This window comes from Collinsella sp. CLA-ER-H6 (assembly GCF_040092305.1).
GTDB lineage: Bacteria > Actinomycetota > Coriobacteriia > Coriobacteriales > Coriobacteriaceae > Collinsella.
On record NZ_JBBNLS010000005.1, the window covers coordinates 18,199 to 31,186 of the forward strand.

Below are 12,988 nucleotides of genomic sequence, written 5' to 3' on the forward strand. Positions count from 1 at the left end.
GAAGAGCACTTAATGTGCTCTTCGTGCGAGCCAGGACTTGACCGAGCGAAAACCTTGCGCCTGGCCTTCGGCGGCGCGTGCCGGATGGTGGAATTGTGTACAGCCCGGTTTTCCGTTGACCGACGCCGGGGTCCCCGCCATAATACTTTCGGTTCACGCACGAATCCGCTGCCAGAGACAGCCGGCGCAAACGGGTCTTACCCGCGAGCTTAATGGGACTTCCCGCCAGCCGAGGTGGTCGAGTAGATATGTCTTCTCGCCCCCGTCGCTCATGCAGCGCGGGGGCTTTCTTTTTGGACATGCCCCCGTCACGTCCTTGTGGCGGACCGTGCCTGGAAAGAATTCGAGGAGGTGTAATTCATGCCCCAGCAGTACAAAATCGACAAGGTTGCAGAGATCGAGTCCCGTATCGCCGAGAACGCCGGTCTGTTCGTCGTCAACTACAACGGTCTGACGGTTAAGCAGGCTCAGGAGCTGCGTCATCAGCTTCGCGAGTGCGGCGCCGAGATGAAGGTCTACAAGAACAACCTGGTCAAGATCGCTCTCAAGAACCAGGAGCAGCCCGAGATCGACGAGATCCTCGCCGGCCCCGTCGCTTATGTGTTCTACGAGACCGAGCCGGTCGAGGCCGCTAAGGCCCTTAAGGACTTCTCCGCTCAGTCCAAGGGCGTCCTTGAGATCAAGGGCGGTATCTCCGACGGCAAGGCCGTTTCCGCTGATGATGTTAAGGCTATCGCCGAGCTGCCCACCAAGGATCAGCTTCTCGGCCAGATCGCCGGTCTCATCTCCGGTTTCGCTCGCGACATCGCTGTCTGCGTCAACGGCGTTTCCTCTGGTCTCGCTCGTTCGATTCAGCAGGTCTCCGAGCAGAAGGCAGCCTAGTTGCTGTTTTCACCCGCGGCGGCAACGCCGCACCCCTGGCGCATTCGCGCTGTGTTTTAACTGATCTCCGTGCATCCGCACGGAAACCGAAAGGACTTAGAAATGGCTAAGCTTACCACCGATGAGATCATCGATGCTCTTAAGGAAATGACCCTTCTCGAGGCTTCCGAGCTCGTCAAGGCTATCGAGGACACCTTCGGCGTTTCCGCCGCTGCTCCTGCCGCTGTTGTCGCCGCTCCCGCTGCTGGCGCTGCTGAGGCTGAGGAGAAGACCGAGTTTGACGTCGTGCTCGAGGGCTTCGGCGACAACAAGATTCAGGTCATCAAGGCCGTCCGTGAGCTCACCAACCTTGGCCTGAAGGAGGCCAAGGAGGTCGTCGAGGGCGCTCCCAAGGCTGTTCTCGAGGGTGCCAAGAAGGAGGACGCCGAGGCTGCCAAGGAGAAGCTCGAGGCTGCTGGCGCTGCTGTCACCCTCAAGTAATCAGGCTTTCTCGCCAGATTTCTTTGCAGACGGGGTTCGCATTGCGAGCCCCGTCTTTTTTGTTTTGGCTCCTCATTCCCATTGCTCGGCACGCAGAGCACCGTTGTCTTCGCCGTGCCAATCCCGTTACCGCTGGGGCGTAAAATTGCACCATTCGAGCAATAATTTGCGTTGACCTGCTGAAGAATTGCGTTTGCCTTACGGCGACGTATGTCTCCGGCGGTAAGATACTTCGGTATCGCAATTTGGTCTGCGGCCGCTGTGCCGCACGCATAGGGCGCATTCTACGCCTGCGAAAGGATCCTTGAATAACATGAAGGCAATCATCCCCGCCGCCGGTCTTGGCACGCGTTTTCTGCCTGGCACTAAGTGCACACCCAAAGAGATGCTGCCGGTGCTCGACAAGCCGGTCATTCAGTATGTCGTCGAGGAGGCACTCGACCCCGAGGAGGTCGACGACGCCATCATCGTTACCTCTCCCGGTAAGCCCGAGCTGCTGAGCTACTTCCAGCCCGATCGTTCGCTCGAGAACCTGCTGCGCGAGCGCGGTAAGGATGCTTATGCGGACGCCGTCGCCCATGCGGGCGGTATGCCGGTCGACTTCCGTTATCAGTACGAGCCCAAGGGTCTCGGTCATGCCATTCGCTCTGCTGCCGACGCCGTGGCAGGGGAGAACTTCCTGGTTCTTCTGGGCGACTACGTTGTGCCCAACCGTGACATCTGCGACAAGATGCTTGCTGTCTCCAAGGAGCACGGTGGCGCTTCGGTTATCGCCGTTGCCGCGTGCGCTCCCGAGGAAGTCAGCCGCTATGGCGTCATCGCCGGCGATCGCGTGGGCTCGCTCGAGGGCTTCGAGAATGCTGCCGACGACGAGCCCGGTGCCGTTTGGCGCATCGGCGGTCTGGTCGAGAAGCCCGCTCCCGAGGCGGCTCCGTCCAACCTGTACATCGTCGGTCGCTACCTGCTGAGCCCGCTGGTCATGGACCTGCTGGCAGATCAGCAGGCCGGCAAGGGCGGCGAGATCCAGCTCACCGACGCCATGGCCCGTTCGCTTGACCGTGAGGCCATGTATGCAGTCGTCATCGACCCGCTGTCGGGCTACGACACCGGTACCCCGTCTGGCTGGATGGCCACCAACGCCCTCATGGCTGCAAGCGACCCTCGCTTTGCAAGCGCCTTCTGGGACGCCATCGACGAGCGCGGCGGATTGATGCGCAAGTAAGCCTACGGGCATCGACATTTATGGGCGCGGACCTCGGTTCGCGCCCGTTTTTTATAAGAGCCGCGATTGCCGGCTCTCTGTTCACAGAAAATATATGAACAGATGTTCGATACACATACATCTACCTGCGTGTTTTCTGTCGAAAAACTTTGCTACTCCAAAAACTCAATCGCGTCAAGGCTTTTCTTGCCCAACGGTCGGTACCTGATAAACTATTAGGTTGCGATAACTGGCGAAGCTATGCCTCGCCAACCCACCGAGCATTTCCGTGAAGGAGGAAAAACCTGGTGACCTACGCATACACTGCCACTGAGCGCAAGCGCGTCAGCTTCGGGAAAATCCCGGAGGCCATGGAGCTCCCCAACCTTATCTCTGTTCAAAGGGAATCCTTTGAGCGTTTTAAGGACGAGGGCCTTCGTGAGGCGTTCAAGGAATCCAGCCCCATCCAGAGCCAGAACCATGTTCTCGAGGTTACCTTCGGCGAGCATCAGTTCGGCGACCCCGCGCACACCGTCGAGGAGTGCCGCGAGAAGGACATGACCTATCAGGCCCCGCTTCTGACCGACGTCCGTCTCACCAACAAGGAGACCGGCGAGATCAAGGAGCAACTCGTCTTTATGGGCGACTTCCCCATGATGACCGATCAGGGCACCTTCATCATCAACGGTACCGAGCGCATCGTCGTCTCGCAGCTCGTCCGTTCCCCGGGTGTGTACTACAGCTCCGAGATGGATTCGGGCAAGCAGATCTACAAGGCCCAGATCATCCCGTCCCGCGGTGCCTGGCTTGAGTTTGAGGTCGACAAGCGCGACCAGCTCATGGTCTCCATCGACCGTAAGCGCAAGCAGAGCGCCACGATGTTCCTGCGCGCCCTTGGCATTGCCGTCACCAACGACGACATCATCGAGCTGCTCGGCAACTCCGATGTGATCAAGCGCACCCTGGAGCGCGACACCGCCCTCACTCGCGAGGATGCCCTTATCGAGATCTACCGTCGCCTGCGCCCGGGCGAGCCTCCCACCGTGGATGCTTCCCGCAGCCTGCTCGAGGGCCTGCTCTTTAACCCGCAGCGCTACGATCTGGCCCGCGTCGGTCGTTACAAGGTCAACAAGAAGCTCAACCTCACCACCGAGGAAGAGGTCACGGTGCTCACCGACGAGGATATCGTCGCGACGCTGCGCTACCTGCTGTCCCTCGCTGCCGGCGAGCAGGGCTTCAAGGTCGACGACATCGATCACTTTGGCAACCGCCGCATCCGCACCGTCGGCGAGCTCGTCGCCAACCAGTTCCGTATCGGCATGAGCCGTATGGAGCGTGTCGTCCGTGAGCGCATGAGCTCCCAGGACATCGACGAGATCACCCCGCAGTCGCTCATCAACATCCGTCCGATCGTGGCCTCCATCAAGGAGTTCTTCGGTTCCTCGCAGCTCTCGCAGTTCATGGACCAGGCGAACCCCCTGACCGGTCTGACCCACAAGCGCCGTCTGTCCGCACTCGGTCCTGGCGGTCTTGCCGGCCACAAGTCCGGCTCCAGCCGCCGCACCAACGTGCCGACGGCCGTCCGCGACGTTCACAACTCGCACTACAGCCGCATGTGCCCGATCGAGACCCCCGAAGGCCCCAACATCGGCCTGATCGGCTCGCTCGCCCTCTACGCCCGCGTCAACGAGTACGGCTTCATCGAGGCTCCGTTCCGCCGCGTCGAGAACGGCGTTGCCACCGATCAGATCGACTGGATGACCGCTGACGAGGAAGAGAAGCACGTCATCGCGCCGGCCAACACGCCGCTCGATCCCAAGACCAACGAGTTCATCACGACCGATGCCGAGGGCAAGATCGTCCGTCCGCACACCGTGATCGCCCGTACCCGCGACTTCGACGGCTCCTTCGGCGCTCCCGCCGACGTGCCCGTCGAGGACGTCGACTACATGGACGTCTCGCCGCGTCAGATGCTCTCCGTCGCAGCCACGCTGATTCCGTTCCTTGAGCACGACGACGCCAAGCGTACGCTGATGGGCGCTAACATGCAGCGTCAGGCCGTGCCGCTGGTTCACCCCGCCGCTCCCTATGTCGGTACCGGCATGGAGCGTCGCGCCGCTCTGGACTCCGGCGAAGTCACCCTGGCCAAGAACGCCGGCGAGGTCATCTTTGCCGACGCCGCCAAGATTATCGTCAAGCATGCCGGCGGCATGGACGAGTATCACCTGGCCAAGTACCAGCGCTCCAACCAGTCCACCTGCATCAACCACCGTCCGCTCGTGCGCGTCGGTGACACCGTTGAGCAGGGCGAGCCTCTGGCCGACGGTCCCTCGACCGATCACGGCGAGCTCGCACTGGGCCAGAACCTCACCGTGGCATACATGCCGTGGGAAGGCTTTAACTACGAGGACGGTATCGTCGTGTCCGAGCGCCTGGTGGCCGAGGACCTGCTGACGACCATCAACATCACCCGTCACGAGATCGACGCCCGCGACACCAAGCTCGGCCCCGAGGAGATCACCCGCGAGATCCCGAACCTCTCCGAGGACATGCTTGCCAACCTCGACGAGGACGGCATCATCCGCATCGGCGCCGAGGTCGGCCCTGGCGACATCCTGGTCGGCAAGGTCACGCCTAAGGGCGAGAGCGCTCTGACCGCCGAGGAGCGCCTGCTGCGCGCCATCTTCGGTGCCAAGGCTCATGATGTCCGCGATACCTCCCTTAAAATGCCTCACGGCGCTTACGGCCGCGTCATCGACGTCGTCCGCTTTAGCCGCGAGAACGGCGACGACCTGGCCCCCGGCGTCAACGAGCAGGTGCGCGTCTACGTCGCCCAGCGTCGTAAGATCCAGCAGGGCGATAAGATCGCCGGCCGCCACGGCAACAAGGGTGTTATTTGTAACGTTCTGCCGGTCGAGGACATGCCCTACATGGCTGACGGTACCCCGATTGACGTTATCCTCAACCCGCTGGGCGTTCCTTCGCGTATGAACGTCGGTCAGCTGCTCGAGTGCCACCTTGGCTGGGCTGCTGCGTGCGGTTGGGATACCGAGCAGGCCGACTCCGACAAGTACGTCCCCGGTCCGTTCTTCACCGCGACGCCCGTCTTCGACGGCGCCAAGGAGGACGAGATCGCCGAGGTCATCCGTCGTGCCAACAAGAACATGCTCAACAAGGCCACCGCTGCCTTTGGCGATCACATGCGCCCCGAGTTCGTCACCCAGCTTGACGAGCGCGGCAAGACCCGTCTGTTCGACGGCCGCACCGGCGAGGAATTCCGCGAGCCCATTACTGTGGGTACGTCCTACATCCTCAAGCTCGGCCACATGGTCGACGACAAGATCCACGCCCGTTCGACCGGCCCTTACAGCCTGGTAACCCAGCAGCCGCTGGGCGGCAAGGCTCAGTTCGGCGGCCAGCGCTTCGGCGAGATGGAAGTTTGGGCACTGTACGCTTACGGTGCTTCCAACGTCCTGCAGGAGATCCTGACCGTCAAGTCCGACGATACCGTGGGCCGCGTCAAGACCTACGAGTCCATCGTCAAGGGCGAGAACGTTCCTGTCCCGGGTATCCCCGAGTCCTTCAAGGTTCTCGTCAAGGAGATTCGCTCCCTCGCACTGGACATCGAGCCCATGCACGATGCTGACGAGGACGCCTCCGCCCCTGTGACCGCCGAGGAGACCTCCGCTCTCGACGACCTGGCTGCGCTCGCCGGCGTTGACGCCGACGTCGAGGCCGAGGATGCCGAGACCGCCGAGGCACCCGAGGCTGTCGCCGCCACGACCACTGATAAGGAGTAGTTGACTGTGGCAGATTTCGAAGCTACTGATTTTGACTCGGTAAAGATCTCCCTTGCCTCCGCCGACCAGATCCGTTCCTGGTCGCACGGTGAGGTCAAGAAGCCGGAGACCATCAATTACCGTACCCTCAAGCCCGAGAAGGACGGCCTGTTCTGCGAGAAGATCTTCGGTCCCGCCAAGGACTGGGAGTGCTCCTGCGGCAAGTACAAGGGCATCCGCTTTAAGGGCATCGTCTGCGAGCGCTGCGGCGTCGAGGTCACCTCGGCCAAGGTGCGTCGCGACCGCATGGGCCACATCGAGCTCGCCGCTCCCGTGTCCCACATCTGGTACTTCAAGAGCCCCACGAGCTTCCCGATGAGCCGTATGCTCGACATCAAGTCCAAGGACCTCGAGAAGGTTCTGTACTTTGCCAGCTACATCATCACCGAGGTCGACTACGAGGCTCGCGAGGCCGACGCCGACGACCTGCGCGAGGAGCTCGCCGCCGATCTGGAAGAGATCGATGCCGAGTGCGCCCGCCAGATCGAGTCCCTCAAGGAGCAGGGCAACCCCGAGAACTTTGACGAGTTCTCCGACGAGGAGCCGCTGACCCCCGAGGAGATCGCCTCTGGCATCGTCGACATCGAGGAAGAGTGCAAGGACGAGAAGCAGCTCCGCACGGACGCCTTCAACGCCTTCATGAAGCTCAGCGAGCGCGACCTCATCTCCGATGAGCCGCTGTTCCGTGAGATGACCCGCTACTACTCCATGTACTTCAAGGGTGGTATGGGTGCCGAGGCCGTCCGCGACCTGCTCGCTGCCATCGACCTTCCTTCCGAGGCCGAGAAGCTCAAGGCCATCATCGCCGACGAGGATTCCCAGAAGCAGAAGCGCGAGAAGGCCGTTAAGCGCCTCGAGGTCGTTGACGCCTTCCTGAAGGGCGGCAACAGCCCCGCGAATATGATTCTGGACGTCATCCCGGTCATTCCGCCCGATCTGCGCCCGATGGTCCAGCTCGACGGCGGTCGCTTCGCCGCGTCCGACCTCAACGACCTGTACCGTCGCGTGATCAACCGTAACAACCGACTCAAGCGCCTGCTCGACCTGGACGCCCCCGCGATCATCGTGAACAACGAGAAGCGCATGCTCCAGGAGTCCGTGGACGCCCTGTTCGACAACGGCCGTCGTGGTCGCCCGGTCTCTGGCCGTGGCGGTCGCCCGCTCAAGTCGCTCGCCGAGGCCCTCAAGGGCAAGCAGGGTCGTTTCCGTCAGAACCTGCTGGGCAAGCGTGTTGACTACTCCGGCCGTTCGGTAATCGTTACCGACCCCAAGCTGCTGCTGCACCAGTGCGGTCTGCCCAAGACCATGGCGCTGGAGCTCTTCAAGCCCTTCGTCATGAAGCGCCTGGTCGAGCTTGGCAAGGTCGAGAACATCAAGGGCGCCAAGCGCGCTATCGACCGTGGTGCCACCTTTGTGTGGGACATCCTCGAAGAGGTCATCGACGGTCGCGTCGTGCTGCTCAACCGTGCACCGACCCTGCACCGTCTGTCCATCCAGGCCTTTGAGCCGGTGCTGGTCGAGGGCAAGGCTATCCACCTGCATCCGCTGGTCTGCTCGCCCTTCAACGCCGACTTCGACGGCGACCAGATGTCTGTCCACGTGCCGCTGTCCAGCCAGGCTCAGGCCGAGGCCCGCGTGCTCATGCTCTCTGCGAACAACCTGCGCTCGCCGGCATCCGGCAAGCCGGTCAACATCCCTTCGCAGGACATGATCATCGGTGTGTACTACCTCACCCAGGTTCGCGAGGGTCTGCCGGGCGAGAACCATGTATTCTCGAGCTTCGACGACGCGCTGCACGCCTATGACTGCCGCTCCGAGGTCGACATGCAGGCCAAGATTCAGGTCCGCGTGTCCGCTGCCGATGCCAACGTCATCAACGAGGACGGCACTTGTATCTTCCGCGTCAAGAACGGCAAGAACGAGTTCGTCGACTACGACGTCACCGGCAACAAGACCGCACGCTTCGAGACCTCTATCGGCCGCATCATTTTCAACCGCCAGTGCCTGCCCGAAGACTATGAGTTCATGAACTACAAGATGGTCAAGGGCGACGTGGCCAAGCTGGTTGCCGACTGCTGCGATCGTTACCCCGAGGCCAAGGTCGGCCCGATCCTCGACGCCATCAAGTACTCCGGCTTCCACTACGCTACCCGCGCCGGCCTCACCATCTCGGTGTGGGACGCTCTCATCCCTGCCGAGAAGCAGGAGCTGCTCGACCGCGCCCAGGCCAACGTCGACCAGATCAACGAGTACTTCGAGGAGGGCTTCATCAACGAGACGGAGCGCCACATCGAAGTCGTTAACGAGTGGACCGCTTGTACCGATAAGGTTGCAGCGCTCATGCTCGACATGTTCGACGAGGAGAACCCGCTGTACATGATGGCCGACTCCGGCGCCCGTGGTTCTAAGACCCAGCTGCGTCAGCTCGGCGGCATGCGTGGCCTGATGGCAGACATGTCCGGCGAGACGATCGACCTTCCCATTAAGGCGAACTTCCGCGAGGGCCTGCTGCCGCTCGAGTACTTCATTTCGACCTACGGCGCCCGTAAGGGCCTGGTCGATACCGCATCCCACACCTCGGACTCTGGTTACCTGACCCGTCGTCTGGTCGACGTGGCCCAGGACGTCATCGTCCGCGAGGAGGACTGCGGTACGCACGAGGGCGTCACTTACAACCTCATCATCCCCGGCACCACCGACCTCAACACCGATCTCGTCGGCCGTTGCTTCATCGAGGACGTCGTGGCTCCCGATGGCACCGTGCTCTTTGAGCAGGATGGCTACATCGAGAAGGTCGCCGACATCCAGAAGATGGTCGATGCGGGCCTCAAGAAGGTCAAGCTCCGCGCGCTGCTCACCTGCCGCTCCAAGTACGGCGTGTGCCAGAAGTGCTACGGCTGGGATCTTTCCACCCGTCGTCCGGTCGCCATCGGTACCGCGGTCGGCATTATTGCCGCCCAGTCCATCGGCGAGCCTGGTACGCAGCTTACGATGCGTACCATTCACTCCGGCGGCGTCGCTGGCGTCGACGATATTACGCAGGGTCTGCCCACGGTCAGCCGTATGTTCGATATCGTCGGCAACGTCAACGAAAAGATTCTGGGTCGCGAGGCCGAGCTGGCTCCGTACTCCGGTCACCTCTCGATTAAGCCCGAGAAGTCCGAGTACGTGCTGACGCTCACCGACTCCGAGGATCACACCCGTGTCCTCGACGAGCGACGCGTCCCCGCTTCGGTGCGCTTTATGCCCGAGATCGAGGACGGCTGCGAGGTTCGCGCCGGCGACCAGATCACCAAGGGCTTCGTCAACTTCCGCAACCTGCGCAAGCTGACCGACATTGAGTCGACGATGCACACCTTCGTCGAGAGCGTCAAGGACGTCTACACCAGCCAGGGCGTCGACCTGAACGACAAGCACATCGAGGTGCTCGCACGTCAGATGCTGCGTCGCGTTCAGATCACCAACCCCGGCGACTCCAAGTACCTGCTTGGTCAGTACGTCGACCGCTACGAGTTCGCCGACGAGGTCGAGCGCGTTGCCCGTCTGGGCGGTCAGGCTCCCGTGGCCGAGCCCGTCATCCTGGGTACGCTCAAGGTCGCGTCCAACATCGACTCCTGGCTGTCGAGCGCTTCGTTCATCCGTACCGCAGGCGTCCTTACCGAGGCTGCCATCGAGGGCAAGGTCGACCACCTGCTCGACCTTAAGTCCAACGTCATCGTCGGTAAGAAGATTCCTGCCGGTACCGGCCTCAAGCCGTACGCCAACGCCAAGCTGACGTATCGTACGGCCGACGGCTATGTCGACATCGATGGCCCGGCTTCGCCCAACGCCAAGTCGCTGCCCGAGTGGGCTCCTGTGGAGCTCAAGGACCTGGACGAGCAGCTCCCGCAGCAGCTCGACTGGGCCGGTTATGACGAGTTTGGTGGTGCTGACGGTTCGTTCACCCGCAACGGCCACACCATCTCCGCCGAGAAGGCTCGCCTGTACCTGTTCGACGACCTGGGCGTGTCGCAGCGCTGGACCAACAAGTTCAGCGAGGTCGGCATCGAGACGGTCGGCGACCTGGTCGGTAAGTCCGAGGAGGATCTGCTGCGCATCGATGGCATCGGTGCCAAGGCGATCGAGGAGCTCCGTGACGGCCTGGAGGCCCACGACCTGCTCTACATCCTCGAGAACAACGACGACGTCGCCGACGAGGAAGACCTCTCGCAGCTGCTGCAGATGGTCTTTAGCCCCGACGGTCCGGACGACATCCTGCTGGGCACCTCCGCCGCGCCGACGCATCACGGCGACGCCGACGAGGAGCTCCTGGGCGCCCCGATCGACGACAAGAAGGCTCCCGCCAACGGTGCCATCAACGAGGACATGGCGTCCCTCGACGAGCTGCTCAACCAGCTCGTGGACACCGACGACGCCGAAGAGGCCAAGGACAACGACGAGGAATAATTTCCTAGTACGTTAACCGCCCTTCCAAAGACCCGCTTCCTAACAGGGGAGCGGGTCTTTTTTGTGAAGAAAACCTGCCAAAAAGGGACAGGTTTATTTTGGTAGGTTTTTCCTGCTTGAATTTGAAACATTTCGTCCGGCCAGAGCGTATCTATGGTGAGGACCTCATCAAGAATCAGTACCGTCACCGGGAGGTGATTATGGAAGAACAAGCATTTAGACAGGCGGTCGAAGATCACCGAGATGTCGTGTTTCGGATCGCATTGACGTATCTGCGCGATCGCGCCGATGCCGATGATGTTGCCCAAGATGTCTTTCTTAAGCTGCTCAAAAGCTATACGCAATTTGAGAGTTGGGAGCATCTTCGCCGCTGGCTTATCCGGGTCACGATCAATGAATGCAAATCGCTCTTTCGAAAGCCATGGAGGCGTGTGGAGGATATTGAGAACCTGGCCGATTCGCTTTCGACGGCGCAGGAGGAGACCAAGGCGGTCCTGTCAGACGTTATGCGACTTCCGGAGCGATTCCGTGTTCCCATCGTGCTCTATTACTATCTGGGCTTTTCGACCGCAGAGATTGCCGAGTTACTGCATGTGCCAGCCGCGACCGTTCGAACGCGTTTAGCTCGTGGTCGATCGAAGCTCAAATTCATCCTAGAGGAGGGCGACCGTGAAATCCAATCAAATCAAGCAGGCCTTCGAGTCCATCCAAGCCGATAGCGATCTTGCAGATCGCGTCCTTAATACCGCTGCGGGTGAGCCGCTTCGTCGAAAGGGTCACGCGAAACCTCTGTATGTTGCCGTAATCGGATGTCTTGCCGGAGTGTTGGCGACCGGAGGGGTCGCCTACGCCGTTGTCAATTCCAGCTATTTTGCCTCAGCCTGGGGAAACCACGGCAATGGGGATTCCATTACCTGGACCAACGGTGGCTCATCGGGGACTAAATATACCTACACCAGAGAGTTTGGTGATGGCATCGCGCCCCAAAGCCTGGAGGGCACAGTCCAGAAGGTTAATCTGTCCGTCGAGGGTAACGGCTATACGCTTGATATCCATGAGATGGCTATCGATAAAAACGGTTGCGGTGCCGTGACGTTTACGCTGTCCAATCCAAATGGCGTTAACTACTACAAGCCGGCAGCAGAGACAGGCGAACTTGTTCTCTATGGTGAAGAAGAACAAGGCATCGGCACGCCCAGCATGAACTTCGGCGAGGAATGGGCTGACACACGCTGCACAATTGATAAGGACACATCAAGCGACACGGTCATTAATGGCACGATGTACTTTGCCTCGTGGGATCGCGAGCGAGATTTGGGACATGCGGTCACCTGGAATATCAGCTGGACGGAGGGCAAAGGTGAGGATGCAAAGGTGATCGAGGTATCGACGCCAGAGTTTAACGTCGGAGCGCACGTCGATATAAAGGAACTCCGCTCCGATGACTCGTCTCTTGAGATTAGCCCGTTTTCCATCCAGACGCACATCGATGATCTGGGCTATGAAGCAGTTGATCATAAACTGACCGTCAGCTACAAGGATGGATCGGAGCAGATTATCGAAGATGACGACGCAGGGGCGTACAATTTCTATGTTTCGATGGCACGCAATAGCGGAGAGAACATTTGGGTGCCAACGAAGTTGATTGATGTCGACCAAGTGGTCTCAGTAGCGCTTGAGGGCACACGCTGCACTTCAACAGGGGACGCCGAAACGTCGGAACCCTTTACCATTGTCTATTCGTAAGATTTGGGGCCGCTTCCTACTAGGGGAAGCGGCCCATTTTGCGTTAAATGGGCGGTTAAAACGAGCAATATACTTCCGAAGACGCCGCCGATTTCCATGCGACAGATGAGAACGGATCACCGCTGGAGCGCGACGTTTCCCCAGATAAAACCGACCAAAATAAACCTGCCCCTTTTTGGCAGGTAGCGTTGCCTCGACGAGCATGTCGGATTCCCGGGCCGGGCGGCACAGGGGTTAAGTTTGTCGCGAGTTCCGCACGAGCCGGAGGCCACTTAATGTGGCCTCCGTGCGAGCCAGGACTGTAGAGCAGCAAACTTAACCCCTGTGCCGCCCGGCCCGGGAATCCTCCCAAGCGCACAGGAGGGGATTCCTTTTGTGTAGGCTTTGCGGAAAT

7 protein-coding genes are annotated in these 12,988 nt (G+C 60.6%); all 7 read left to right on the forward strand.

Going from position 1 to position 12,988, the window contains the following annotated elements; all coding sequences use genetic code 11:
* The first annotated feature begins 360 nt into the window (after positions 1-360).
* A complete protein-coding gene (gene rplJ / locus AAAX77_RS03045) occupies positions 361-882 on the forward strand; it encodes a 50S ribosomal protein L10 (protein WP_035137512.1) in 522 nt (173 codons plus the stop codon).
* A 102-nt stretch (positions 883-984) separates the two neighbouring features.
* Entirely contained in the window at positions 985-1,362 is a 378-nt protein-coding gene (gene rplL, locus AAAX77_RS03050) for a 50S ribosomal protein L7/L12 (protein ID WP_006235005.1), read from the forward strand.
* Between the two features lie 313 nt (positions 1,363-1,675).
* A complete protein-coding gene (locus AAAX77_RS03055) occupies positions 1,676-2,584 on the forward strand; it encodes a UTP--glucose-1-phosphate uridylyltransferase (protein WP_118079369.1) in 909 nt (302 codons plus the stop codon).
* A gap of 287 nt (positions 2,585-2,871) precedes the next feature.
* Entirely contained in the window at positions 2,872-6,363 is a 3,492-nt protein-coding gene (locus AAAX77_RS03060; RefSeq protein WP_199408987.1) for a DNA-directed RNA polymerase subunit beta, read from the forward strand.
* Positions 6,364-6,369: 6 nt separating this feature from the next.
* Positions 6,370-10,848: a DNA-directed RNA polymerase subunit beta' gene (locus AAAX77_RS03065; protein WP_349104744.1), complete on the forward strand. Its 4,479-nt coding sequence runs from the start codon at positions 6,370-6,372 to the stop codon at positions 10,846-10,848.
* 200 nt (positions 10,849-11,048) lie between these two features.
* Complete coding sequence (locus AAAX77_RS03070) at positions 11,049-11,567, forward strand: RNA polymerase sigma factor (protein WP_349104746.1); 519 nt, start codon at positions 11,049-11,051, stop codon at positions 11,565-11,567.
* Positions 11,518-12,594: a DUF4179 domain-containing protein gene (locus tag AAAX77_RS03075; RefSeq protein ID WP_349104747.1), complete on the forward strand. Its 1,077-nt coding sequence runs from the start codon at positions 11,518-11,520 to the stop codon at positions 12,592-12,594. The genes AAAX77_RS03070 and AAAX77_RS03075 overlap by 50 nt, the downstream gene beginning before the upstream one ends.
* The last annotated feature ends 394 nt before the right edge of the window (positions 12,595-12,988 follow it).